Raw genomic sequence first — 25,280 nt, forward strand, 5'->3', positions numbered from 1 at the left:
CACGGCACGCGGGACAATATACCAACGTCACCATGATGGCACGTCTTGTTTGTTGCGCGATGGCTTAGGTTTCTCAATACCGATACCGCTTTCAAGCAGTGACGCTGCTCGATGCGAACGGATTTGCTACTAAACATCGTTGGCACGCAGCGTTGGACGGCAGGGTTGCAATGAGTCGTCGTTCCAAACCAGAGCCGAACCAACACTGCGGCTTGTGCTCACGTATGGTGCCAAGCGGATGTTTTCCGCGATCGCAGTTCTTTCATTGCTCGCTCGGCGCCTCATAGCTGCGAGCCATGGTGCCCGCCGCAACTTGAAGCGAAGAACCAACCACCCAACAGCCGGCGACAAACCCTATCAGGCCATTGGGGAGGTTCTGATCAAGGACAATGATGCTGACGGACAGAGTTGCTGCAATGGCCGCGACGAACGTTCCGGCCGCACTCATGATCTCCGCCACATCAGACACGTTGTATTCTTCCGAGATGCTTGAAATCGGCTTGCGCGTCACAGTACGAGACAAATCAATCCCGACATAGTAGCTGAGACCCCCATAGAGCATCGTTAGCAGCACGATCCAACCGCTCTCAAAAAGTCCACCTTTCTGACGCAGCAAGGTCGCACCGACATAGAGCCCGCAAGAGCCTCCAACAGCTGCGAGCCCAATCCTCTCAAGAAGATGGGCCGACCTGATGAGGCTGGAACGGGCAATTCCGAGATTGCCCGCGTATCTTGTTCGGGAAATTGCGCTGGAAACTGCACTGCTTATCTTCATGGCGGGCTCCTTGAAAATTAGCAGCCTCCCGGCCGATCCCGAATAGAAGCTGCGCTGGCGCGTTTCGCGATGCCCTAGATTCCAATTTCTAAAGAGATCTGTGCCAAGTGATCGGCTGGCTTGCTCGTCAGCAAGACGAGAGCCAATCCAAAGCTGCGAGCACGCGGCTTCGCAATCCTTGCATTTCACTCGTATCCTCAGTTGGCGTCGGGCGTGGCAATTTCTTGCGGGAGTGATAGCTCGGAATAAAGTAATCGAATATGAGACGGTTCACATGCCGCAGTTCTCGGAGCTCCAATCCAGTAACAACTTCAAGGCGACAAGTATTGCAACGTCGCGCACCTGTGAGCGCGGCAGCGGGCAACGGCGTTCAGCCAGCCAAGCCGTCCAGCGTTCGCCGACATCAGGCTTATGCGTTCGCCGTATCTCGTGTGCGTCAACTTATGAAGCTCGGCCGTATCAACCGAAACGCACCGTGCCTTCCCGCCTCAGGCCGACCATTCCTCGCCCCAGACCTGGACGACGTGGCCGGGCGACACTTCGCGATAGTGCCGGCGAGGCGGCTGGTAATCCGCTGCGCGAACCGGGCTTCTGATCTCGTCGTTCGAGGCCTCGCGCCGGACGGCGCGACGTGACGGATCGGGCACCGGCACGGCGGCCATCAGCTTCTTGGTATAAGGATGCTGCGGATTGCCAAACAATGCGGCGCGCGGGCCGATCTCGACGATCTCGCCGAGATACATCACCGCGACGCGGTGGCTCATGCGCTCGACCACCGCGATATCGTGCGAAATAAAGAGATAGGCGAGGCCCATGCTGGCCTGGAGGTCGAGCATCAGGTTGACGACCTGCGCCTTCACCGAGACGTCGAGCGCTGAGACCGCTTCGTCGGCGACGATCAGCTTCGGCCCGAGCGCGAGCGCGCGCGCGATGCAGATGCGCTGGCGCTGTCCGCCGGAGAACTCATGCGGAAAGCGCGCCGCCGTGTCGGCGGGCAGGCCGACGCGGACGAGCAGGTCGGCGACCTTGTCGCGGGCCTGCGCTGCCGTGGCAACGCCGTTGGCGAGCAGCGGGGCCGCGATCGCCGTTCCCACCGACATGCGCGGATTGAGGCTCGCGAACGGGTCCTGGAACACGATCTGCATCTGCTTGCGAAAATCGCGTAAAGCTCGGCCGTTCATGGCCAGCACGTCCTGGCCGTCGACCAGGACCGTGCCGCTGTCCGGCTCGAGCAGCCTCAGGATGGAACGGCCCGTCGTCGACTTGCCGCAGCCGGATTCGCCGACCAGCGCCAGCGTCTCGCCGGCGCGCAAGGTGAAGGAGATGTTCTCGACCGCGTGGACGCGGCCCGAGACCTTGCCGAACAATCCGGAGCGGATCGGAAAGCGCGTGGTGAGGCCCGCGACTTCGAGCAGCGGCCGCTCGGCCGTCGAAACGGTGTCGGGCGTTTCCACCGGCTCGTCCGAGGTGCCCGTCACCTTGTCGACGATCGGAAAGCGCATCGGCCGCGCGCGTCCGTCCATCGAGCCGAGGCGCGCCACGGCGGCGAGCAGCGCGCGGGTATAGGGATGCGACGGTGCGGCGAAAACGCGCGTGGTCGCGTCCGTCTCCACCGCCTGCCCACCATACATCACCACGGTCCTATCAGCGATCTCGGCGACCACACCCATGTCGTGTGTGATGAAGAGGATCGACATCCCCTCCTCCTGCTGAAGCTCCTTCAACAGCTCGAGGATCTGGGCCTGGATGGTGACGTCGAGCGCCGTGGTCGGCTCGTCGGCGATCAACAGCTTCGGCTTGCAGGCCAGCGCCATCGCGATCATCACGCGCTGGCGCATGCCGCCGGAGAAACGATGCGGATGCTCGTGGAAGCGAGATTTCGCTGCGGGGATGCGGACGCGATCGAGCAGGCGGATGGTCTCCGCCTCGGCGGCTGCACGCGACAGGCCGCGATGCTGAATCAGCGCTTCCGCAATCTGGAAGCCGACGGTGAGCACCGGGTTGAGGCTCGTCATCGGCTCCTGGAAGATCATGGCAATGTCATTGCCGCGAATGTTGGTCATGCTCGCCTCGGGCAGCGCGAGCAAGTCGCGGCCGGCCAACATGACGCGGCCCTCGACGCGACCGATCTCCTGCGGAATCAGCCGCATGATCGAGAGCGCGGAGACGCTCTTGCCCGAGCCGGACTCGCCGACGATCGCCACGGTCTCGCGCGGCGCGATATCGAACGAGACGTTGCGGACGACGGGAATCCATCGCCGCTCGAGCATGAAGGAGGTGGTGAGGCCGGCGACGGACAGCACGGGAGATTGTGCGTTGGCGGTGGCTTGGTTCGACGTGTTTGCCACGATGCTCATGCGAGGCCCCCGCCACCTGCCGCGAACAAGGTGCGCTTCCTCCCCCGCTTGCGGGGGAGGGTTGGGGAGAGGGTGTCTCGACAACGAAGGCTCCCCCAGAGGAGAGAACCCTCACCCGGCGCTACGCGCCGACTCCTCCCGCAAGCGGGAGAGGTAAGAGGAGTTCGTGGCAGCACTGATGTCACCATCACCATTCCGCCCTCAGTACCCCCGCTTACGATCGACGAGCCCCGGCAGCTCCTCGCCGCGGCGGTGACGGGCGATGACGTCGAGCACGAAATCGACGGCGGTGTCGGGCGTCGTCATGCTGGCATTGTGCGGCGTCAGCAGGATGCGCGGATGGCTCCAGAACGGATGTCCTGCAGGCAGCGGCTCGGGATCGGCGACGTCGAGCACCGCGCCTGATAGCGCGCCGCTGTCGAGGGCAGCAAGGAAGTCGGCCTCGACGAGATGCGGGCCACGACCGACATTGACGAGCCCTGCCCCGTGCGGCAACCGCGCGAAAAGGTTGGCATCGAGAATCCCGCGTGTCTGGTCCGTCAGCGGCAGCAGGCAGACGAGAATGTCGGTCTGCGCCAGAAACTCCGGCAAGGTATCCGCGCCCGCGTAACAGGTGACGCCTTCGATCTCGCGCGGCGAACGATTCCAGCCCGATAGCGGAAAGCTGAACACCTTCAGCCGCTCGAGCACGGCCTGGCCGAGCTGGCCGAGGCCCATCACGCCGACACGCCGCCGCTTCGCCGGCGTGATCCGGATCTCACGCCAGATCTGCTGCTTCTGCTGGCTGATGAAGTGAAGGAGATCGCGATGCAGGCCGAGCACGGCCATGGTGACATATTCGACCATGGTCTCGGCGATGCCGGGCTCCAGCATGCGGACCAGCGGAATGTGCGGTGGAACTTTCGTGGTATCGAACTGATCGACGCCCGCGCCGACGGAGAAGACCAGTTCAAGATTGGGAAAGGTCGTCGCGATGTCGTCCGGCGGCACCCACGCCACCAGATGGCGGATTTCGGCGGGATCGCCGATGTCGGGCCAGAGCCGGAACGGCACATCCGGCGCGCGCTCCGCGAAGAAGCGCGCCCACTCGGCACCGCGAACCATGTTGGCCTTGTAGAGAACCGTCATGCCGTCCTCAGAACGGGCTGACCGGTGCGAGCCGGCGGCCGTCGATCATGCGCTTGTGGCTGTAGGCGGCGGGATCGACCAGCGGAGTCGCGCCGGTCACGATGTCGGCGGCGAGCTTGCCGGCCGCGGGGCCGATGCCAAAACCGTGGCCGGAAAATCCGGTGGCGAGGAAGAAGCCCGGCAGCGCATCGATCGCCGAAATGACGGGTATCGTATCCGGCGTGCAGTCGATCGTGCCGCCCCAGGCTTCCGCGATCTCGATGTCCTCCAACTCGGGATTCGCCTTGATCAAGGAGGCCAGCGCGGCATTGACCAGCGACATGTCGGGTGCGGGGTCGCGCACGCGCTCGGCCTCGAACGGCGACGGCTTGTCGAAGCTCCAATTCGTGCCGCGCACGATCTGGTCGAAGAACGACTTGCCAAACGACAGCTTCAGGCCGTTCTTGCGATGCTGATAGGTCGGCCAGAAGGTGCGCGCGTAGCGGAACAGGTCGGGCGACAGCTCGACCGTGCCGCGGTTGCGCAGCGCCAGCGTGAAGCCGCCGTCGAGGCGACGACGGATGCAGTAGAAATCGGTGCCGAGCGCGCCCGACGTGATCTCCGGCCCCGACGTGGTCCGGCAGGCGGTGGCGTTGACGAGGCCGATCGGAAGCTCGATGCCGTGGCGGCGGCAGAACAGCGACGACCACGCGCCGCCCGCCAGAAGAACGGATTGGGTGCGGATGGTGCCCTTCTCGGTGACGACGGCGCTGACGCGGCCGCCAGTCGTCTCCAGCCCGCGCGCCGCGCAGCCCTGATGGATGGTGACACCGTGCTTGCGTGCCGCCGCGGCGAGCGCGGGCACGGCCATCGACGGCTCCGCACGGCCGTCGCTCGGCGTGTGCAGGCCGCCAACCCATTTGTCGGTATTCCCTGGCATGCGCTCGGCGACCTCGGCCGGCGTCAGCACGGTCGAGTGGACCTGCATCTCGCGTGCGACCGCGGCCCAGCGCTCCCAGCTCGCGAGTTCGTCCTTGCTCTTGGTCAGGAACAGAACGCCGGTGCGGCGGAAGCCGGCATCGACGCCGGCGTCGTTCTGCATGTCTTCCCACAGCCGCAGCGCTTCGCGCGCGAGCGGAATCTCTTCGCGGGCGCGGCCCTGCTGCCGGCACCAGCCCCAATTGCGGCTCGACTGCTCGCCGCCGACATGCCCCTTCTCGACCAGGGCGACGGAAAGGCCCTTCCTCGCCAGATGATAGGCCGAGGAGACGCCGATGACGCCGCCGCCGATGACGACGATGTCCACCTGCGCCGGCAGGCGTTCATCGCTGTTGATACGGTTGAGCGGCGGGGACATGGGACACTCCTGGACTTCAGTTCGGACGAGACCTGGCTCGTCATGGGATGTTCATTCGCGGGTCGAGCGCATCGCGCAGGCCGTCGCCCAGGAAGTTGAAGCTGGTGACAGCCAGCGTGATGGCGAGGCCCGGCGCGATCGCAAGCCACGGCGCGCTGGTGAGATAGATCTGCGCGTTATTGAGCATGTTGCCCCAGCTCGCCGCCGGCGGCTGGATGCCGTAGCCGAGATAGCTGACATAGGATTCGAGCAAGATCGCTTTCGCCACGTTCAGCGTCGCCGCCACGACGATCGGTGCGATCGCATTGGGCACGAGCTCGCGAAACATGATCCGCAGGTTCGACGAGCCGAAGGCGAGCGCGGCGACCGCAAACTCACGCTCCCGCAACGACCGCACCTGGGCCTCGACGACGCGAGCGACGGCCATCCAGGCCGTCGCCGCGATCAGCACGGTGGTGGTGACGAGGCCGGGCTCGGTGAGCGCGGCCAGCGCCAGCAGGAGAAAGATCGTCGGGAAGCACAAGACGGCATCGACAAGCCGCATCAGGACCGCACCGACCAGGCCGCCATAGAAGCCGGCGAAGGCGCCGACGGCAATTCCGACCGCCATCGCGATCACCATCGCGACGATGCCGATCGAGAGCGAGACGCGGCCGCCCATCATCAGCCGCGCCAGCACGTCGCGGCCGAGCTCGTCGGTGCCGAGGATATGCGCGCCCGACAGCGGCGGCGCGAACCTCTTCATAATGTCGATGTAGGTGTCGTCGAACGGCAGCAGATAAGGACCGAAGGCCGAGCCGAGCACGAGAACCAGGATGATCACGGCGCCCGCGAGCGCGAGCCGGTGGCGACGAAAACGACGCCACGCGGCCTGGCCGGGCGCGAACTGAACGGTGGAGATGGTCGCAGCCGTCATCGCTAGCCCACCCGAATGCGCGGATCGACGACGGCATAGAGGATGTCGGCGAGCAGCGAGCCGATCAGCACCATCGTCGCCGAGAACATCAGGATGCCCATCACCACGGGATAGTCGCGATAGCCGATGGAATCGAGGAACAGCCGGCCCATGCCGGGCCAGGTGAACACGGTCTCGGCGACCAGCGCGCCGCCGAGCAGCGTCGGAAACTGCAGGCCGGCCACCGTGATCATCGGCAGCAGCGCGTTACGTAGCGCATGGACAGTGAGGATGCGCCATTCGGGCATGCCCTTGGCGCGCGCGGTGCGGATGTAGTCCTGGTTGATAACCTCGAGCATGGAGGAGCGCATGAAGCGGCCCCACATCGCGGTTTCGACCAGCGCCAGCACCATGGCCGGCGCGATCAGATGATGCAGCAGATCGAGGAAGGAGCCGTCGCCGATGGTCTGCCTGTTGCCGGCCGGCAGCCAGCCGAGCTTCACCGAGAAGACGTAGATGGTGACGAGACCGAACCAGAAGGTCGGAATCGACAGCGCGACCATGGCGCCGACGGTGGCCAGCGTGTCGAACAGCGAATAGCGGCGCAGCGCGCCTGATACGCCGATCCAGCAGCCGAGCAGCACCGCGATGATGGTCGCCGTCGCCATCAGTTCCAGCGTGGCGCCGAGATGCGAGGAAATCACCGACAGCACCGCCTCGCCGTCGCGATAGGAGCGCCCCCAGTCGCCCCGTACCATGCGACCGAACCAGTCGAGATACTGGATCGGCAGCGGGCGATCGAGCCCGAGCTGCCTGGTGACGCGGTCGAGATCCTCCTGCGTCATCTGTCCGGAGACGGCGAACTGCGACAGCGGACCGCCGGGCGCCAGATGCAGGATGGCGAAGCCGATCGCCGAGACGATCACCAGCAGCATGATCGCCTGCGCCAGGCGGTTGACGACGTAGCGGGCCATCTCAGGCGATCCAGCGGGCCTGAGACATCATGCCCAGTACCATTCGCGGATATTCCAACAGTTGATGGAGGTGTTAATGTTGGGACGGAAGCCTTGTAGCCCTTCCTTCACGCCTTCGGCGATGAAGCCCTGGAACAGCGGCAGGATCGCAAGGTCGTTGCGGATCAGCTTCTGCAGCTCGCCATAGGTCGTCTTGCGCTGGGCGAGACCGAACTGCCTGGCGCCGTCGGCGAGCAGGCGATCAGCCTCCGGGTTCTTGTACTGATAGGTGTTGTAGCCGCGGCCGCCCTTGGCGGGAATGGCGCCGGAGCCGAAGCGCGGCGTCACGTCGGGGTCGCTGCCCAGCATGAAGTTGACGGAGACCAGCACCGAATTGAACTTCGACTGCTGCCAGAAGTCGCCCCAGATCACGGCCGCCGGCATGTTGTTGACGCGCATCGCAGCCCCGATCGCGCGCCAGTCCTGGATCAGCAGCTGCTGGGTCTGCTCGCGCACCGCATTGCCCGACGTCGTCGAATTCGTGAATTCGAGCTTGACGCCGCCCTTTTCGCGCACGCCGCCGGAGCCGCGAACCCATCCGGCCGCATCGAGCAGCGCGTTGGCCTTGGCGGGATCGTATTTGTGCTGCGGCAGGCCCTGCTGGAATGACCATGCCTGCTGCGGCACGAAGCTCTCGGTCTGCGTCGGCAGGCCGTAATAGAGCGCATCGATGATCGCCTGCTTGTTGATGGCGAGGTAGAGCGCCTCGCGCACGGCGCGGTCGGCGAAGGGACCGAACTCCAGATTGGGCGCGATATGCTCCACCGAGGAGGTCGAGGAGACGAAGACCTTGCGGCCCTTCAGCGTCTTCGCCTCCTGCACGAAGTTCGGCAAGATGCCTTGCAGTCCGGTGTAGTCGACCTGGCCGGTGCGGAACTGGGTGTAGAGCACGGTGAGGTCGGGAATGTACTTGAAGACCACGCGTTCGACGTAAGGTCCCTTGCCGTGATAGCCGGCGTGGGCATTCAGCAATATGTGGTCGCCGGGCACCCGCTCGCCCCAGCGGAATGGCCCGGTGCCGACGGGCGCGTTGTGGAACGGCGAGACGTTCGGATCGGACACCTTCTCCAGGATGTGCTTCGGCACGATGAAGGTCAGCGATCCCAGGATCGACATGTAGGGCGAATAGGGCGCTTCCATGCGCCAATGGATCTCGTCGGGCGCGACGACCTTGATGTCCTTCACAAGGCTGTGGCCGACACGGCTGCGCGCGCGGAAATTGGGATCGTTGATCAGCTCGAGCGAGAACTTGACGTCCTCGGCCGTGAACGGCGTGCCGTCATGCCATTTCACGTCGTTGCGCAGCTTGATCTTCCAGGTCAGGCCGTCCGCCGACAGGCCGCCATTCTCGATGGTCGGGACTTCGCGGGCGAGGTCGGGGACGAACTTGCCGTCGGGATCGATGAACCAGAGCGGTGAGAACACCTGCCACCAGATGCCCTGATCGACCTCGATACCCGGCATCAGCGGATGGAAGACGGTCGGCTCCTGCGACAGCGCCGCGATCACCTGGCCGCGCGGCTTGTCAGGCGGATTGGTGGGACGTTCGGTCTGCGCAAAGGCGCTGCCTGACAGCGTCCACCCTGCCGCGGCCCCCGCGCCGAGCTGGAAGAATTGACGGCGATTCGGAATGCCAAAATGCAGTGCCCCAACGCCGAGCTTGCCGGTGTCGCCTGCCATGACCCACTCTCCGTTTCCGCACACGGCACCGTTCTCCCGCGCCCCCGAGACCCCGGCAGAGGGACAGGAGTGGGCTTTAGTGCTTCTAAATTTTTCAGCCAAAATTTCATCATGACTAAATACAGCTGTCAATCGCATTGCTAGTATGCGCAACCTTTTCAATCGTACTAAAGCCACGAGACCGATGCGGTCCGAGTGAGATGATGCATGGGAGAGCGACATGGATGGTCGCGGCGATACGAACGGCACGAAAGACGCTCCGGCGATCGAAGCTGACGATGCGGTCGACCAGCGCCTCGGTGAAACCGTGCGGCTGCTGCGGCAGCGCGCCGGCCTCTCGATCCAGGACGTCGCCAACAAAACCGGCCTGTCCACCGGCATGATCAGCCAGCTCGAACGCGCGCGGGCCATGCCGTCGATCCGCACGCTACGCCTGCTCAGCATCGCGCTCGACGTTCCCATCTCCTATTTCTTCGAGAGCAGCGATCCCGCCGACGTGCAGCACTATATCGTGCGCAAGACCAACCGGCGGCTGCTGCGGCTCACTGCCAGCGGTGTCGTCAAGGAAGCGCTGACCCCGGCAGGCAAAGGCCAGCTCGAGCTTTACGAGCTCACGCTCAATCCCGGCGCCTCCTCCGGCACCGACTTCCTGCAGCACACCGGCGAAAAAGCGGGCTACATCCTCTCGGGCAGCCTGCGGCTGTGGCTCGACAACCAGGCCCACCTGCTGGAAGCCGGCGACAGCTTTCGTTTTCCGAGCATCGTGCCGCACATGTTCGACAATCCGAACCAGCAGGTGGCGCGCGCGATCTGGGTGACGACGCTGCGCGAAGACCGCGGGGCGAAGTCGCAAGATCGGTAAGTCAGCACATCCTTCGCCGCAGCGTTGCCGATGGCGTCTCGCCGAATTTTTCGCGGTAGGCGCCGGCCATGCGGCCGAGATGGGTGAAGCCGAGATCGAAGGCGAGGTCGGTGATTGAGACGCCGGCGGAAGCTTGCGCGAGGCGGGCGTGGAGGCCAGCGAGCCGCATGTCGAGCAGCATCTGCGAGATGGACACGCCGAAGTGACGGCGGAAGCCCAGCTGGAGCGCGCGGATGCCGATGCCCGACACACAGGCGAGTTGCGCGAGATCGAGCGGGTCGCCGGCATTGTCCGCAAGATGGTCGCGCGCGGCGCGGAGCGCACGCGGCAGGCGCTCGGCCTGCCCTGAGAATGTCCTGATCGCATCCGATAGCCCATGCCGCTGCCCGTTGAGGAGATGATCGATCAGCAGCTCGCGCCAATCGGCCATCGCGACCGGCGAAAGCCTGCCTGATGGCCCGAGACGCTCGGCGAGCGTCATCAGCCCGGCAAGGCTGGCCTGCAAGGCCCGCCCGGCCGGCGCGTCCAGGTCAATCGCGGGATCGAACTCGACCACCCCGGCCGCCCTGCCCGACAGCGCCGCAGCGCGTTGCTCGACCATGCGGCGGTCGAGCAGCAGGATCGCTTGCGCGCAGTCGGCCCAGATCATCCGGGTCGGGATGGTCGGCGACAGCAGCGACGCCGTCCGGTCCGGCGCGACGTCGAGCTCGCTGACGCCGGCACAAATGCGGGCGGAGCCCGCAAGCGGGATCTGCACCAAGAAGAAGCGCTCGAGGCAGCCGGGATCGATGCTGACCGATCCGCCATAGGCGACGTAGTTGATGGAGAAGCCGTCGAAATCAGCGCAATTATGCCGGGCGGAGAAGCCGTCCGCCCGCGTCTGCGCCGGCTTGAGATCGTGCGGGCAGAAAATGCGCCCGATCTGCTCGGCCGCCTCGTCGACATCATCCGTGGTGACGCGGGCGAAGGCCGCAAGCCGCTCGGCTGCGGGTGCTCTTGCGTTCGTCTCCAGCACGGCTGCGGACATCATCGACCACGCTTCGCGTCACGGAATTGTTTTAAGCCTATAATGGTTCGTCGGGCGCGAAAAGGGCCGCGCCATGAAATCGCCGTGCTGCATGGCAACAGCCGTATCCGGATTCGTTTAGCGGATAGACAGGCGGCCCCTGGCCGGTCGAAGCTCCGTCCCCGCCGGTATCCATGAGGAGGTGAGCATGACTGCACTCGAAAAGGGCATTACTGCAAACGGCACGGGCTATGGCGGCAAGAGCTGGAACATCCTGGGCCAGGTCTATTTCCCCAAGGCCGTCACCGACTCCACCTTCGCTTTCGAGACCAACAGCGATCCCGGCCAGTTCGTGCCGGTGCACATCCACCCGACCCAGGACGAGTTCATCCTGGTGCAGGAAGGCACGCTCGACCTCAAGCTCGACGGTCAATGGGTCAAGGCCCATGCCGGCGACCTCGTGCGCATGCCGCGCGGCATTCCGCACGGCTATTTCAACAAGTCCGACAAGCCGTGCCGCGCACTGTTCTGGGTCTCGCCGATGCAGAAGCTGGAGGCGCTGTTCGAACAGCTCCACAATCTGACCGACCCTGCCGAAGTCGTCCGTATCTCGGCGCTGCACGAGGTCGACTTCCTGCCGCCCGAGGCCAACGACTAGCCGTCGCCACTTCCTCCGCTTACATCTGCTTGCAGCCCCGCCGGCCGCGCCTTGCGGCCGAACGCGGCCGCTTGCGCGAAACACACTGATTGCGAGCCATCCCATGGTCAGCCCCAAGCAAGTCTGCGTGATCGGCGCCGGCGTCTCCGGCCTTGCCGCCGCCAAAGCGTTCTCCACCCGAGGCCACCGCGTCACCATAATCGAACGCAGCGCCGATCTCGGCGGCGTCTGGGAGCTGGCGCGCTCCTATCCTGACGTGCAGACGCAGAGCCCGAAGGAGCTCTACCGCTACACCGATCGGGCCATGCCGGACGCCTATCCGGAATGGCCAACCGGACCGCAGGTCCATGCCTACCTCGCCGACTACGCCAGGAGTTTTGGCCTCGACCACATGCTGCGCCTGAACACGGAGATCACCGGCATGGCGCGCCGCGCCGACGGCAAGCCGGGCTGGACGCTTACCCTGAAAGACAAGGCCGGCACGAGCACGAGCGAGACTTTCGATTTCGTCGCGGTCTGCACCGGGCAGTTCAACGAGCCGCGTGAGCTGCATTGTCCCGGCGAGGACGCATTCCTGGCACACGGGGGCCAGATCCTGCATTCGTCGAAATACGGCGATCAGACGCTGGCGAAAGGACGCCGCGTCGTCGTGCTCGGCGGCTCGAAGTCCGCGACCGACATCGCGGTGAACGCGGTGAAGTCGGGCGCGCGCGAAGTGACGATCGTGATGCGCGAGCCGGTGTGGCGCATTCCCTATTTCATCGGCGGCCTCGTGAACTTCAAGCGCATCCTCTATATCCGAGCGCAGGAGGAGATGTTTCCGGGATGGGGCGCGAGCGCGATGGCGCGGCTCGCGCATCGCATCGCCGCCCCCCTGGTCTGGGCGAACTGGCGCGGGCTCGAGAGCCTGTTGAAGGCGCAGCTCAAGCTTGCCCGGTGCAAGATGGTGCCGAAGGAGCGGATCGAGGACGGCATCAACTGCTCGGTACCGATCGCGACGCCGGGCTTCTACCCGATGGTCGCCGACGGCCGCATCAAGGCGGTGTTCGGCACGTTCGACCATTATGAAGGCGACAGCATCGTGATGAGCGGCGGCGAGCGCGTCAGTGCCGACGTCGCGGTGCTCGCGATCGGCTACAAGCTCGGCGTGCCGTTCCTTCCCGAGGCCTACAGGCAGAAGCTGGTCGATGCCGACGGACAGTACCGGCTCTATCGCCTGATCGCCAGTCCCGACCTGCCTGACATGGGCTTTGTCGGCTTCAACTCGTCGTTCTGCACCGTGCTCTGCGCCGACCTCGCCGCCAACTGGCTGGTGCGCTATGCCGACGGCCAGCTCGCCAACCAGCCGACGGCGCAAGCGATGCGCGACAACATCGAGATGATGCTGCACTTCAAGCGCGTCGAGCGGCCGGCCGCGGGCGTCTATGGCGGCCTGTGCGTCGCGCCCTATCACTACCGCCACTTCGACGAGCTGATGGCCGACATCGGCGCGAAGAACCAGAAACGCGGCGGGCTCGCAGGCCGCTTCCTCCCTCCGGATGCGGATGACTACGCGAAGTTCCTGGCTTCCGCGCCGGAGTACCCGGTGACGGCGTGAAGGCTGGCGGATTGGCGCCAACCCGAACTCGCAGCTCGCCAGTCCAGCCCGTATTGCTTACGATTCCCGCTGCCGAATCGGCCGGCCCGGGAGCCCGCGATGGAACCAAGACGTCACGCCGCCGCGATTGTCGCCGTGCTTGCCCTGCTTCTCGCGGCGCCTGCCATGGGACAAAGCGCGCCGACGCCAAGACAAGCCGAGGCGCTCGCCACCTACGAGCGTGCGCTCGGCGATTTCAAATCCATCCTCGCCGAGCGGCGGCGCCAGATCGAGGCGAAGGAGCCGCTGCCGAACCTGCCGGGCCAGGCGCTCTACCTCGCGCGCGTCGCAGTGATCAGCAGCTACAAGGACCTCACCGACGCGATGCCGTCGCGGATCGGCCGTCGCAACAAGTTCGAGATTCCGCCGGCCTATTTCGATGCCGACATCGAGCCGCTGGTCGACGAATACGGAAAGCTGTTCGACGTCATGGAGGCGCCGCCTGCCAGCGCGCAGAACTCGCCAACGCCCTTCAAGGACGTCGTCGATCTCGCCGTTGCGATTGCGCGCGCCAAGGGGCTTGCGTCTGAGCATGCCGAGACCGCGGGCCGCATCAGCCTCGGGCTGTTCTTTGCGGAGACCAATGGCAAGCAGAATGTCCGCAATGCGCGCTCGAACACCTATATGGGCAGCTTCCAGACCGGCCCCTCCGAAGACCGCAACGGCCGGAGAAAATGGGAAGCCATCAAGGGCGAGATCGCAGCGATCGATCCGGCGCTGAGTGCGCGCGACGACAGGGAAGAGGCGCGGGTCCGCGGCACCGATCCCAGATTCAACCATTGGACCAACGTGCGCGACGGCCTGATGAACGCGCACGCCGATCTGTTCCGTGAGATACCTGGAATCGTGAAGACGCTGCCTGACCCGATCGACCAGATGAAGCTGTTCGAGCTGATCCAGATCGTGCCGACCCCGACGCGGTCCGCGCTCAGATCGGGCGATCTCCTGAACTACAGGGTGTCCAGCCCAACGATCATGAAGCACCTGCGCAACAACAGCATCTTTGCATTCGGGCGGGCCGACCGGGCGCGCAGCTCGGCAAGCTACCGCGAGATCCTCGCCGCCATGTGGCTGTTCAACCGGAAGTTCGAGCGCGCGATGGCGAAGTTCGCGGAGATCAGGCCGCGCTGACGGATCGGTTGCAACCGCTACCGGACGTTGTAGTCTCGCGATCTCATCGGCGACACGGACCGTTACATGCGCGTTCTCATCCTCGGCGGCAGCCAGTTCCTCGGACGCGCGATCGCAAGCCATGCTTGCGCGACCGGTCATGACGTGACCTGCGCTGCCCGCGGCCTTGCGGGGCCGATTGCCACGGGCGCGCGGTTCGTTCGGATCGACCGCGACGTCGCCGACGGCCTTGTGCCGCTCGCAGACGAGACATTCGACGCCGTGGTCGATGTCTCGCGTCATCCCGGTCAGGTCAGCCGTGCGGTCGCCGCGCTGAAGCGTCCGGGCGTGCATTGGACCTTCGTGTCGACGATCAGCGTCTATGCTGACAACCGCATTCCGGGGCAACGCGCCGACACCGCGCCGCTGCGCGAGCCCAGTTCAGCGGAGATCGAGCACAGCACCGACGCGATCTACGGCGCCGCCAAGGTCGCCTGCGAACAAGCGGTCGGCAACGACGCCTTCATCTGCCGGGCCGGCCTCATCGCCGGGCCGGAAGACCCGACCGGGCGGTTCGCCTACTGGCCGGCGCGGCTGGCGCGCGGCGGCGAGGTGCTGGCGCCGGGATCTCCGGTGGATGCCATCCAGTTCATCGACGTGCGCGACCTCGCGCAATGGATCGTGCATGCGGCAGAGATTCGCCTCACCGGAATCTATGATGGGATCGGGCCAATTCGCACGCGCGGCGAATTCCTGGCCGAGTGCGCATCGGCGCTGAACGCATCCTGCACCTTCACCTGGGTCGATCGCGCCTTCCTCGAGGCGCATGACGTGCGGCGCTGGGCAGGTCCGCGGTCCCTGCCGATGTGGCTGCCCCTGCCCGACTTCGCCGGATTCCTGACACGCGACACCTCGCCGGCGCGCCAGGCCGGACTGATCTCGCGACCGCCGGCCGACACCGCGCGCGACACGCTTGATTGGCTCAACGCCAGCAACGGTCCGGTCATCGGGCTTGCCGCCGAAGAAGAGCGAGACGTACTTGCGGCCTGGCATGCGCGAGGGGCGGCTGCGACCCGGATCTAGCCCTATCGCGCTGACGTACCATTCCGTCCCGATCCGTGAGTCCTTCAGGCCACTGTCGGAGGTCTTGCGCAGCGTGCCGCCGGTCGTGGTCGCGCCGCCTTTGATGCAATTGTGGTCGATCGTGCACTCAGTGCGAGGCGGCTTGTCATGACAAATCTGTCAAAGGCCACATCGCTCCTTGCAGTGCAAGGCCGGTGACTGCCATGGCTATGGTGTTTCACGGCCGGGCATTTGTTGGTAGCCTGCCGCACCGACAGACAGCAACCGGGGGCCACCTCATGACGCACGCGAATCCCGCATCTCCCGCAGGAGGCAAGAAAGCGTGGAGACAGGTCGGGTGGGCGTTGGCGACGGCAACCGCGGTAATCGTGCTCGCCGGCTGCGAGGACAAGAACACGTTCGTGGCGCCGCCTCCCCCCAAGGTGGACGTCGCGACGCCGGTGCAGCGTTCCGTGACGCGTTACATCGAGGCCACCGGCAACACCGCTCCGATCAAGAGCGTCGATCTGGTCGCGCGCGTGCAGGGCTTTCTGCAAACGATCGACTATCAGGACGGCACTTTCGTGAAGCAAGGTACCCAGCTGTTCACGATCGAGCCTGAGACCTACAAGCTCAAGCTCGAGCAGGCGCAGGCGGCCGAGGCCGGCGCGCAGGCCTCGCTGCGGCAGGCGGAAGCCGATTACAAGCGGCAGGCCGAGCTGGTGCAGCGCCAGGCGGTCTCCCAGGCCACTCTCGACACATCGACCTCGAACCGCGACAACGCCCAAGCCAATCTCCAGCAGGCCCAGGCCAACACCAAGCTCGCGGAGGTCAATTACGACTATACCAAGGTGACTGCGCCGTTCGACGGCATCGTCAGCGCCCATATGGTCTCGATCGGCGAGCTCGTCGGCGTCTCCTCGCCGACCCAGCTCGCCACCATCGTTGCGATGGACCCGATCTATGTGAACTTCACCGTCAACGAACAAGATGTCCTGCGCATTCGCGCCGAAGCGGCACGTCGCGGGATGACCGCCGCCAACCTCAAGCAGTTTCCGATCCAGATCGGGCTCCAGACCGAAACCGGCTATCCGCATGAAGGTCATCTCGACTACGTCGCGCCGACCCTGAACCAGTCGACAGGCACGCTGGCGGTTCGCGGCCTCGTTCCCAACGACAAGCGGGTGCTGCTGCCCGGCTATTTCGTCCGGGTCCGCGTGCCCTTCGACCAGGAGAAGAACGCCCTGCTCGTTCCCGACACCGCGCTCGGCAGCGACCAGGGCGGCCGCTATCTGCTGGTGGTCAACGGCGACAACATTGTCGAGCAGCGCAAGGTGCAGATCGGCCCCGTCGACAACGGCCTGCGCGTGATCGAGAGCGGCCTGAAGCCGGAGGACCGCGTGGTGATCGCTGGGCTCCTGCGCGTCATCCCGGGCCAGAAGATCGACCCGCAGGTGACGAAGATCGAGCAGCCGCAGGCGTCTGCCAAGTGAAGGGGCGCCAGCCATGATCTCAAAATTCTTCATCGAGCGGCCCGTCCTCTCGAACGTCATTGCGCTTCTGATGATCCTGATCGGCGGCGTCGCGCTGTTCAACCTCGCCATCGCGCAATATCCCGACGTGGTGCCGCCGACCGTGCAGGTCACCACGCGCTATCCCGGCGCCAGCGCCAAGACCGTGATCGACACCGTCGCGCTGCCGATCGAGCAGCAGGTCAACGGCGTCGAGGACATGCTGTACATGCAGTCCTACAGCGGCTCCGACGGCACCTACACCCTGACCGTGACCTTCAAGATCGGCACCGACCTCAACTTCGCGCAGGTGCTGGTGCAGAACCGCGTCTCCAGCGCACTGTCACAATTGCCGCAGGCGGTGCAGAACCAGGGCGTCACCGTGCAGAAGCGATCGACCTCGATCCTGCTGTTCGTCACGCTGACCTCGCCGGATTCGCGATACGACAGCCTGTATCTGAGCAATTACGCCACCATCAACATTCGCGACGAGCTCTCCCGCCTGCCCGGCGTCGGCAACGTCACGGTGTTCGGCGCCGGCCAGTACTCGATGCGGATCTGGCTCGATCCCAACAAGCTGCAGGTCCGTGGCCTCGTGCCGCAGGACGTGATCCAGGCGATCCAGCAGCAGAGCCAGCAGGTCTCGGCCGGCCAGATCGGCGCGCCGCCGACACCGCCGGGACAGGCGTTCCAGTACACGCTGAACGTCAACGGACGGCTCGACGACGCCGGCCAGTTCGAGAACATCATCGTCAAGTCAGGCACCAACGGCGATGTCACGCGCGTGCGCGACGTCGGCTGGGTCGAGCTCGGCGCGCAGACCTACAGCCAGATCTTCTCGCTCAACAAGCAGCCGGCGGTCGGCATCGGCGTATTCCAGTCGCCTGGCGCCAATGCGCTCCAGGTCGAGCAGGCCGTCGAGAAGAAGATGGCCGAGCTCGCCAAGCGCTTTCCGGAAGGCATCAGGTACGACACGCCGTTCGACACCACCAAATTCGTGGAAGCCTCGGTGCACGAGGTCTACATGACCCTGATCGAGGCCGGCCTGCTCGTGCTGGTCGTGATCCTCGTGTTCCTGCAGGACTGGCGCGCGATGCTGGTGCCGGCGACCACCGTTCCCGTCACCATCATCGGCGCCTTCGCCGCGATGGCGGCGCTCGGCTTCACCGTCAACATGTCGACGCTGTTCGCGATCGTGCTCGCGATCGGCATCGTCGTCGACGACGCCATTGTCGTGGTCGAAGGCGCCGCGCACAACATCGAGCAGGGCATGAACGGCCACGACGCCGCGATCAAGGCGATGGACCAGCTGTTCGCGCCGATCGTCGGCATCACCCTGGTGCTGATCTCGGTGTTCCTGCCGGCCTCGTTCCTTGCAGGGCTCACCGGGCGCATCTATTCGCAATTCGCGCTGGTGATCGCCGCGACCGCGCTGTTGTCTGCCATCAACGCGGCGACGCTGAAGCCGACGCAATGCGCGCTCTGGCTGCGGCCGCCAGTGCCGCCGGAGCAGCGCAATTTCTTCTATCGCGGTTTCAATGCGGTCTATGCCCGCGTCGAGCGCGGCTATACAAGGCTGATCACGTTCCTCGTCAGGCACGCCACCATCTCGGTCGCGTTCGCGCTGCTGATCATCGGAGCCAGCGCCTACGGCCTGTCGCGGGTGCCGACCGGATTTCTGCCGATCGAGGACCAGGGCTATCTGATCGCCGCCGTGCAGCTGCCCGACGGCGCCGCGCTGGAGCGGACTCAGAAGGTGCTCGACAGAGCGAGCGAGCTGATCAAGGACACCCCTGGAGTCCAGCAGGTCATCACCATCGCGGGCATCTCGGCGCTCGACAACAGCGCGAGCCTCGCCAATGCCGGCGTCGCCTACATCATCCTGAAGGATTGGGACGCCCGCAAAGGGCCCGGCGAGGATCTGCGCTCGCTGGTCTTTGGCCTCAACGACAAACTCGCGACCATCATGGAGGCGCGCACGATCGTGCTGCCGCCGCCGCCGATCCAGGGCATCGGCAACGCCGCCGGCTTCTCGATGCAGGTCGAGCTGCGCGACGGCAACAGCGATTTCGCCAAGCTGCAGGCCATCACCGGCGCGATGGTCAGTAACGCCCAGAGCCAGAGCGCGCTGCAGCGCGTGCAATCCTCGTTCCGCTCGTCCGTTCCGCAATTCGACGTCGAGATCGACCGCGTCAAGACCCAGACGCTGCACGTGACCACCGATCAGGTGTTCTCGGCGCTTTCGACCTATCTCGGCTCGTCCTACGTCAACCAGTTCAACAAGTTCGGCCGCGTGTTCCAGGTCTACACCCAGGCCGATCCGGAGTTCCGCCTGACCGAGCGCGACATCGCGAACATGCAGGTGCGCAACTCGAACGGCGACATGATCCCGATCGGCACCGTCGCCAAGATCACGCCGGCGACGGGTCCGTCGCTGATCAGCCTCTACAACCTCTATCCGTCCTCGACCGTGATCGGACTGCCGGCGCAGGGCTATTCCTCCGGCCAGTCGCTGAAGCTGATGGAGGAGATCGCGGACAAGACGCTGCCGCCGGGCACCGGCTATGAATGGACGGCGATGTCGTATCAGGAGAAGGCGGTCTCGAACCAGATCTACTGGGTGTTCGGCCTCGCCATGCTGCTGGTCTATCTCGTGCTCGCCGGCCAGTACGAAAGCTGGTACGCGCCGATCTCGGTGATCCTCGCCGTGCCGCTGTCGCTGCTCGGGCCGATGCTGATCCTCTCCGGGCTCAAGATCGACAACAATCTCTATTGCCAGATCGGCCTGATCCTCCTGATCGCGCTGTCGGCCAAGAACGCGATCCTGATCGTCGAGGTCGGGCTCGAGCTGCACGGTCGCGAGGGCAAGCCGATCATGGAGTCCGCCATCGAAGCCGCGCGCGCCCGCTTCCGCCCGATCCTGATGACCTCGTTCGCCTTCATCCTCGGCGTGGTGCCGCTGGTGCTCGCGACCGGCGCCGGCGCCAGCGCACGCAAGTCGATCGGCATCACCGTGTTCTCAGGCATGCTGGCCTCGACCTGCCTCGCGGTGCTGTTCGTGCCGGCCTTCTTCGTGGTGGTGCAGCGCTTCGAGAACTGGCGGGCGTCGAAGAAGGCGCCGAAGGTGAAGACGGTGGCGGAGGTGAAGTAGACGGCGGCTATCGGCCACGATCGTCATCACGAGGAGCTCTTGCGACGAAGCAATCTAGAATCTTTCCGCAGAGGGAGTCTGGATTGCTTCGTCGCTTCGCTTCTCGCAATGACGGGGAGAGAGTGCGCGCTGTCGCTCAAGCCTTCTCCGCCGGAGTCCGTCGCGCTTCGCCGCTCGACACCAGCAACACTGACACCTTCGACCGCCGGAGCACGGCGTCGGCGACACCGCCGAAGGAGAGATGGTCGGCCTGGATGCGGTCCACGCCCATGACGACGAGGTCGACGTCGGTGGTGTCGATCTCGCGGAGGATCGCCGCCTCCGGCGCCCGGTTCACCCGCAGCGTGGTGGTGATGTCGACGTCGTAGCGGGCGGCGAGATCGCTGGCGTCCTTGAGGATGCCCGCCTCCTGGCTCAGTCCGCGGGAAGCGCCGCGCTGTGCGCCCTTGTCCCGCGTCGTCGCCACATAGATCACCCGGAGCGAGCCTGATCCCGCTTGTGCCAGCGCCACCGCCGTCTCGGCACCCCGCTTGGAGACGCCGCTGCCGGAAACCGGAACGAGGATGTTGAGCGCGTCGGGTATCGGCTGCTTCAGGTGCTTGCCTTTGGCCGCGACGATCGCGAGCGGTCCTTCGAACTCCGCCGCGATGTCGTCGATCCTCCGGTCGAAGCGGTCCGTGGTCGCGGTCAACTTGTCGATGCCGACGACCATGAGATCGAAGCCCTTGCGCGCTTCGCCGGCGATCGTCGCGCCGAGCTCCGCCTGCCTCGCGCGGGTGACGACATCGACCTCGCCGACGCCTCCACCACCGTCGACGGACACCGTCTCGGCGGCCTTCTTCACCACGGCTTCGTGGCTTTCCTCCTCGTCACGTCCCTTCTCCTGTTCCTTGGCGCGCTGGCCGATATGCAGCACGGTGATCGGCAGGCCGCGCATGCCGGCGATCAGGCCCGCGACGTGGGCGGCGAAGGTGGCGTTGACGCTTTCGTCCACCGCCAGCAGGGGGCGCTCGAGATTGGCGATGAAGCCGCGCTTCTCGAACTCTTCCCGCTCCAGCCGTTCCCTCTCCTCCTCGTTCATCGGCAGCCTGGCCAGCGCCGCGCGCAGCATCGGCGGCATCGCCATCGTTGTCACGATCGCCATGGTCACGATCATCGTGAACAGGTTCTGGCTCAGCACGCCGATGGAGAGGCCGATGGTGGCGATGATCACCTCGGTCGAGCCGCGCGCGTTCATCCCGCTGGCGAGCGCCAGCGACTCCCGATAGCTCAAGCCGCCTGCGGTGCCGCCGACAAAGGCGCCGCCGAACTTGCCGGCGCTGGCGATCACCACCAGCAGGCCGGTGAGCATCAGGAGATTGGGATCGCGCAGCACCGAAAGGTCGGCGCTGAGGCCGGCGAGGCCGAAGAACACCGGCATGAAGAAGCTCGAGATCAGCCCGCGCAGGCGCTCGTCGATCTGCCGCGTCAGGATCGGGGACTCGCCGACCAGGATGCCGGCGACGAAGGCACCGAGCACGGTGTGAACGCCGATCAGATGGGTGATCAACGCCATGACGCTCATCAACAGCAGGATCACGGTGATGACGGCAGCCGCGCTGAGAAGCGTGTCGTTGGCCCAGCGGATCAGCAGGAACACCAGGCGGCGGCCGATGGTGAAGCTGACGGCGAGGAAGGCGAGCGTGCCCAGCACGGCTTTTGCCACCGAGGCGATGTCGAGCGTGCCGTGCGAGGCCAGGCTGAAGATGACGGCGATGATGATCCAACCGATGGTGTCGTCGATGACGGCGGTCGCGACGATGATCTGCCCGACGTTGCGGCGCATGAAGTTCATCTCGCGCACCACCACGGCGACGATCTTCACCGAGGAGATCGACAGCGCCGTGCCCATGAACAGCGAGGCCACGAGGCGCTCCTGCGGATTGGGCAGCAGCGCGTCCGGCAGGAATTCACCCAGGACAAAGCCGCAGACGAAGGGCACGACGATGCCGGCGATCGAGATCGCGATCGCGGCCTTGCCGACCTTCCGGACCAGCTTGAGGTCGGTCTCCATGCCGGTGAGCAACAGCAGCAGCAAGATGCCCACTTGCGCGATGCCGTCGATCATCGCCTTCTGCTCGGGCGTCTTCGGGAAGATCGCGTGCTGCGCCTCGGGCCAGATCCAGCCCAACAGCGACGGCCCGAGAATGATGCCGGCGAGCAACTCGCCGATCACCGAGGGCTGGCCGATCCGCTGCATGATCTCGCCGAGCCCGCGGCCGACCGCGATCAGCAGCACGATCTGCACGATCAGGAGGAATTCTGACGGACCGGCCGATTTGCCCGCTTCGGCACAGGCCGCAATGGTGGTGAGGACAAGCGCCGCGGGGACGAGGCCGACGGGTCGGAGCAGGCGCCAAGGCATGCAGGTGTTCTTCCCCCTTCATCTGCCCCGGCGAGGTGCCGCGGCGACAGAGATAGAACCCGCCGGAGGCGAAGGGAGTTCCAAGCTCTCGCGGCGGGAGTGGGAGGATCGAAACGAAAAGTGCGAAAACAACCCCATGCACAGTAGAGATGGGCTTGAAAGGCCCCACAAATTTCGACCTTGCCGAATCAACTTGCTCCGTCGGGCAAAACACTGGCAGAATGGCATGATCGGCAGGCACCGGGGGGAGTAACACCGCAGGCCCTGCCGCCTGCCACATCCCCCGTCATTGCGAGCGCAGCAAAATAATCCAGACTGTCTCCGCGGAGGGCCTCTGGGTTGCTTCGCTGCGCTCGCAATGACGGGGCGGAGAGAGCGGCCTCCGGGTCCCGGCTCTGCGCCGCAACGCACCGGACGATGCTTCGCATCGCCGGGAGCGTTGCAGCGTGTCCGGGACACGAGACCGCCGCGCTCACACCGTCTGCGGCGTCCTGATCTCGCGCGGCAGGATCAGCGCGGCGGCGATCGCGAACAGGCATAGGGCGGCGAAGGCGTGCAGCATGGTGACGAAGCCGCCCTGCTCGTACAGCCATGCGACGAGCCCGACGGAGGCGCCGGCCGCGGTGAAGCCAACGAAATAGCGCACCGCGTAGGCGCGCGAGCGCCACTCCTCGGTGGTGTACTTGCCGACCATGGCATCGTTCACCGTGACCTGCCCGAACGCGCCCATGACGATGCCGATCGAGACCAGGATCAGCGGCAGATTGCTCAGGCTGGCGGCCAGATAGAGGAACGGCGCCAGCATGAAGGACAGCGGCAACGCCACCGTCTTCAGCGAGTAGCGGTCGAGCAGCCGGCCGATCGTGTACTGGGTCATCGCGCCGAACACGTAGACGCAGGCGGCGATGACGCCGAGCAGCGCCGGGCTCCTCGTGAGGTCCGCGAGCCGCTCCGCAAACAGTTTTGGCAGCGCCACGGTGACCGCGTTGAATGTCGTGGAGATCGCGATCACCACGATCAGCAGGGCCAGGACCACGCGCCACATGTCCTGCCTGGCGACGCGAGCCTGCGCCGCCGCCTGCTTCGAACCCTTGCGGTCCTCGTGCACGACCGTCATTGCGAACGCGATGCCGATCAGGATCGTGAAGACACCGGGAACGATGAAGGCGGATCGCCAGCCGAGATACTGGCCGATCACGCCGGTGACCAACGCCGAGGAGGCGACGCCGAGATTGCCCCAGACGCCGTTCAGCCCCATCTCGCGGCCGAGCTTCTCGGCATAGGACACGATCATCGCCGTGCCGACGGGGTGATAGATCGAGGCGAAGATGCCGATCGCAAGCAGCGCCGCGCCGAGCTGCGCGGGCGTCTGCACGAAGCCGACCGCGATCATGGAGGCGCCGATGCCGACGAAGAAGATCAGCATCATGTGGCGGCGGCTCCAGCGGTCGCCGAGCCAGCCGGTCAGCAGCGAGCCCGCGCCGAAGGCGACGAAGCCCGGCGTCGCGTAAGGCAGGAGTTCCGAATAGGCCATGCCGAGCGCCGGCCCCATGATGATGACGGCGGCGGCGAAGATCAGCATCGAATAATGGTCGATGAAATGGCCTGCGTTGACGAAACCGATCACCCGGCTGGGGCTGTTCATTCCGAATCCTCTCCTGCTCCGAAATGAGTTATATGTCCTCCCCATGACGGGGTGCCGCCAATGACTGTCTTGGAAACGCCAATCCTGCGGGAGGTCCGCAGCAACCATCGCTCGCCCTCGGGCGTGCACCTGGTCGCGCGTGACTATCCCAAGGGCCTGCGGATCGACCCGCATTTGCACCGCGAGGCGCAGCTGATCTATGCGGCACGCGGCACCATGCAGGTGACGACGCCCGAGGGACGCTGGCTGGTGCCGCCGGACCGCGCGGTCTGGGTGCCGGCCGGGCTCGAGCATGCCCTCGACCTGCTTGCCGACATCGAGATGCGCACGCTGTATTTCGACCTCGCCTGGCTGAAGCGCGAGCAGCGCTATGAGGGGTTGACCAGGGAGTTCGTGGTGCGGGTGTCGCCGCTGCTGCACCAGGCGATCCTCGCGCTGTTCGACGCGCGCAACACCGAGGAGCGCACCGAACTATTGGTGCGCCTCGTGATGCTGGAGTTGCACCAGGCCGAGGATTCCGCGACCTTCGTGCCGCTGCCGCGCGAGCCGCGCTGCCGCCGCGCCGCCATGATCGTGCTCGACGACCCCACCGGCCTGCACGACATCGACACCCTGGCGCGCGAGGTCGGCACCTCCGCGCGCACGCTGTCGCGGTTGTTTTCGAGCGAGACGCAGCTGAGCTTCAAGAGCTGGTGCCAGCGCGCCCGCATCGCCTCCGCGATCCAGCGGCTGTCGACGGATGCGAGCGTGTCGGTGAAGCAGCTCGCCACCCAGCTCGGCTATGCCAGCGTGCCGGCGTTCTCGGCCGCGTTCCGTCAGGTGACGGGACGCACGCCGACGGAGTTTGCGGGGAAGGGTTAGCTCGTCACACGCGGGCGTGTCCATCCCTTCGCAAAAAGCTTTGCAATTGGGATGGATGGCGGGGTCAAGCCCTGCCATGACCAAAGAGACTGACGAGACGTGCCACACCATCAAAATGACGCTTGATTGTGATCGGCTTCCGCCTAAATCCCGTGTAAGCTTCGACAACGCACAAACCGGAATTGAAAAG

18 protein-coding genes are annotated in these 25,280 nt (G+C 65.3%); 8 read left to right on the forward strand and 10 right to left on the reverse strand.

The window, feature by feature from the left end; genetic code table 11:
* Positions 1-262: 262 nt before the first annotated feature.
* From ABIG06_RS04220 to ABIG06_RS04250, 7 genes are all read right to left on the reverse strand, one after another.
* Positions 263-775 (reverse strand): hypothetical protein, encoded by a 513-nt coding sequence (locus ABIG06_RS04220; RefSeq protein WP_370134465.1) that lies wholly within the window; start codon positions 773-775, stop codon positions 263-265.
* Positions 776-1,263: 488 nt separating this feature from the next.
* Positions 1,264-3,132, reverse strand: a complete 1,869-nt coding sequence (locus tag ABIG06_RS04225; RefSeq protein ID WP_370134467.1) for an ABC transporter ATP-binding protein — start codon at positions 3,130-3,132, stop codon at positions 1,264-1,266.
* A 201-nt stretch (positions 3,133-3,333) separates the two neighbouring features.
* Entirely contained in the window at positions 3,334-4,260 is a 927-nt protein-coding gene (locus ABIG06_RS04230) for a 2-hydroxyacid dehydrogenase (RefSeq protein ID WP_370134470.1), read from the reverse strand.
* A 7-nt stretch (positions 4,261-4,267) separates the two neighbouring features.
* Entirely contained in the window at positions 4,268-5,596 is a 1,329-nt protein-coding gene (locus ABIG06_RS04235; RefSeq protein ID WP_370134471.1) for an NAD(P)/FAD-dependent oxidoreductase, read from the reverse strand.
* Between the two features lie 40 nt (positions 5,597-5,636).
* Positions 5,637-6,512 (reverse strand): ABC transporter permease, encoded by an 876-nt coding sequence (locus ABIG06_RS04240; protein ID WP_370134474.1) that lies wholly within the window; start codon positions 6,510-6,512, stop codon positions 5,637-5,639.
* A gap of 2 nt (positions 6,513-6,514) precedes the next feature.
* Entirely contained in the window at positions 6,515-7,465 is a 951-nt protein-coding gene (locus ABIG06_RS04245; RefSeq protein ID WP_370134477.1) for an ABC transporter permease, read from the reverse strand.
* Positions 7,466-7,492: 27 nt separating this feature from the next.
* The gene (locus ABIG06_RS04250; protein WP_370134480.1) at positions 7,493-9,184 is read right to left on the reverse strand and encodes a peptide ABC transporter substrate-binding protein; all 1,692 of its coding nucleotides are present in this window, start codon (positions 9,182-9,184) and stop codon (positions 7,493-7,495) included.
* 220 nt (positions 9,185-9,404) lie between these two features.
* Between ABIG06_RS04250 and ABIG06_RS04255 the strand changes: the two genes are divergently transcribed.
* A complete protein-coding gene (locus ABIG06_RS04255; RefSeq protein ID WP_370134482.1) occupies positions 9,405-10,046 on the forward strand; it encodes a cupin domain-containing protein in 642 nt (213 codons plus the stop codon).
* A 1-nt stretch (position 10,047) separates the two neighbouring features.
* On the opposite strand, the gene ABIG06_RS04260 is transcribed toward ABIG06_RS04255, so the two are convergent.
* Complete coding sequence (locus ABIG06_RS04260) at positions 10,048-11,073, reverse strand: AraC family transcriptional regulator (RefSeq protein WP_370140783.1); 1,026 nt, start codon at positions 11,071-11,073, stop codon at positions 10,048-10,050.
* Between the two features lie 187 nt (positions 11,074-11,260).
* Here ABIG06_RS04260 and ABIG06_RS04265 point away from each other — a divergent pair, with 187 nt between their 5' ends.
* From ABIG06_RS04265 to ABIG06_RS04290, 6 genes are all read left to right on the forward strand, one after another.
* Positions 11,261-11,710 (forward strand): cupin domain-containing protein, encoded by a 450-nt coding sequence (locus tag ABIG06_RS04265; RefSeq protein WP_061027189.1) that lies wholly within the window; start codon positions 11,261-11,263, stop codon positions 11,708-11,710.
* A 103-nt stretch (positions 11,711-11,813) separates the two neighbouring features.
* Complete coding sequence (locus tag ABIG06_RS04270) at positions 11,814-13,307, forward strand: flavin-containing monooxygenase (protein WP_370134484.1); 1,494 nt, start codon at positions 11,814-11,816, stop codon at positions 13,305-13,307.
* A 99-nt stretch (positions 13,308-13,406) separates the two neighbouring features.
* Positions 13,407-14,477: a hypothetical protein gene (locus tag ABIG06_RS04275; RefSeq protein ID WP_370134487.1), complete on the forward strand. Its 1,071-nt coding sequence runs from the start codon at positions 13,407-13,409 to the stop codon at positions 14,475-14,477.
* 66 nt (positions 14,478-14,543) lie between these two features.
* Positions 14,544-15,539 carry an NAD-dependent epimerase/dehydratase family protein gene (locus ABIG06_RS04280; protein ID WP_370134490.1) on the forward strand — a complete coding sequence of 332 codons (996 nt, stop codon included), beginning with the start codon at positions 14,544-14,546 and terminating at the stop codon, positions 15,537-15,539.
* Positions 15,540-15,817: 278 nt separating this feature from the next.
* Positions 15,818-17,011, forward strand: coding sequence for an efflux RND transporter periplasmic adaptor subunit (locus tag ABIG06_RS04285; protein WP_370134492.1), 1,194 nt, complete (start codon positions 15,818-15,820; stop codon positions 17,009-17,011).
* Positions 17,012-17,024: 13 nt separating this feature from the next.
* The gene (locus ABIG06_RS04290; RefSeq protein ID WP_370134495.1) at positions 17,025-20,180 is read left to right on the forward strand and encodes an efflux RND transporter permease subunit; all 3,156 of its coding nucleotides are present in this window, start codon (positions 17,025-17,027) and stop codon (positions 20,178-20,180) included.
* A gap of 136 nt (positions 20,181-20,316) precedes the next feature.
* On the opposite strand, the gene ABIG06_RS04295 is transcribed toward ABIG06_RS04290, so the two are convergent.
* Positions 20,317-22,584 carry a cation:proton antiporter gene (locus tag ABIG06_RS04295; protein ID WP_124162558.1) on the reverse strand — a complete coding sequence of 756 codons (2,268 nt, stop codon included), beginning with the start codon at positions 22,582-22,584 and terminating at the stop codon, positions 20,317-20,319.
* Between the two features lie 472 nt (positions 22,585-23,056).
* Positions 23,057-24,229 carry an MFS transporter gene (locus ABIG06_RS04300; protein WP_370134498.1) on the reverse strand — a complete coding sequence of 391 codons (1,173 nt, stop codon included), beginning with the start codon at positions 24,227-24,229 and terminating at the stop codon, positions 23,057-23,059.
* A 60-nt stretch (positions 24,230-24,289) separates the two neighbouring features.
* Here ABIG06_RS04300 and ABIG06_RS04305 point away from each other — a divergent pair, with 60 nt between their 5' ends.
* Positions 24,290-25,090 (forward strand): AraC family transcriptional regulator, encoded by an 801-nt coding sequence (locus ABIG06_RS04305; protein WP_199752078.1) that lies wholly within the window; start codon positions 24,290-24,292, stop codon positions 25,088-25,090.
* Positions 25,091-25,280: the final 190 nt, after the last annotated feature.

Origin of the sequence: Bradyrhizobium sp. USDA 326 (assembly GCF_049739485.1) — a bacterium.
Taxonomy (GTDB): Bacteria; Pseudomonadota; Alphaproteobacteria; order Rhizobiales; family Xanthobacteraceae; genus Bradyrhizobium.

Bases quoted from the DNA above. Each gene is read 5' to 3' on its own strand.
- ABIG06_RS04240 (WP_370134474.1), bottom strand. From the start codon at position 6,512: ATGACGGCTGCGACCATCTCCACCGTTCAGTTCGCGCCCGGCCAGGCC.
- ABIG06_RS04275 (WP_370134487.1), top strand. From the start codon at position 13,407: ATGGAACCAAGACGTCACGCCGCCGCGATTGTCGCCGTGCTTGCCCTG.
- ABIG06_RS04305 (WP_199752078.1), top strand. From the start codon at position 24,290: ATGACTGTCTTGGAAACGCCAATCCTGCGGGAGGTCCGCAGCAACCAT.
- ABIG06_RS04270 (WP_370134484.1), top strand. From the start codon at position 11,814: ATGGTCAGCCCCAAGCAAGTCTGCGTGATCGGCGCCGGCGTCTCCGGC.
- ABIG06_RS04280 (WP_370134490.1), top strand. From the start codon at position 14,544: ATGCGCGTTCTCATCCTCGGCGGCAGCCAGTTCCTCGGACGCGCGATC.
- ABIG06_RS04265 (WP_061027189.1), top strand. From the start codon at position 11,261: ATGACTGCACTCGAAAAGGGCATTACTGCAAACGGCACGGGCTATGGC.
- ABIG06_RS04245 (WP_370134477.1), bottom strand. From the start codon at position 7,465: ATGGCCCGCTACGTCGTCAACCGCCTGGCGCAGGCGATCATGCTGCTG.
- ABIG06_RS04235 (WP_370134471.1), bottom strand. From the start codon at position 5,596: ATGTCCCCGCCGCTCAACCGTATCAACAGCGATGAACGCCTGCCGGCG.
- ABIG06_RS04250 (WP_370134480.1), bottom strand. From the start codon at position 9,184: ATGGCAGGCGACACCGGCAAGCTCGGCGTTGGGGCACTGCATTTTGGC.
- ABIG06_RS04295 (WP_124162558.1), bottom strand. From the start codon at position 22,584: ATGCCTTGGCGCCTGCTCCGACCCGTCGGCCTCGTCCCCGCGGCGCTT.
- ABIG06_RS04230 (WP_370134470.1), bottom strand. From the start codon at position 4,260: ATGACGGTTCTCTACAAGGCCAACATGGTTCGCGGTGCCGAGTGGGCG.
- ABIG06_RS04285 (WP_370134492.1), top strand. From the start codon at position 15,818: ATGACGCACGCGAATCCCGCATCTCCCGCAGGAGGCAAGAAAGCGTGG.
- ABIG06_RS04290 (WP_370134495.1), top strand. From the start codon at position 17,025: ATGATCTCAAAATTCTTCATCGAGCGGCCCGTCCTCTCGAACGTCATT.
- ABIG06_RS04220 (WP_370134465.1), bottom strand. From the start codon at position 775: ATGAAGATAAGCAGTGCAGTTTCCAGCGCAATTTCCCGAACAAGATAC.
- ABIG06_RS04225 (WP_370134467.1), bottom strand. From the start codon at position 3,132: ATGAGCATCGTGGCAAACACGTCGAACCAAGCCACCGCCAACGCACAA.
- ABIG06_RS04260 (WP_370140783.1), bottom strand. From the start codon at position 11,073: ATGTCCGCAGCCGTGCTGGAGACGAACGCAAGAGCACCCGCAGCCGAG.
- ABIG06_RS04255 (WP_370134482.1), top strand. From the start codon at position 9,405: ATGGATGGTCGCGGCGATACGAACGGCACGAAAGACGCTCCGGCGATC.
- ABIG06_RS04300 (WP_370134498.1), bottom strand. From the start codon at position 24,229: ATGAACAGCCCCAGCCGGGTGATCGGTTTCGTCAACGCAGGCCATTTC.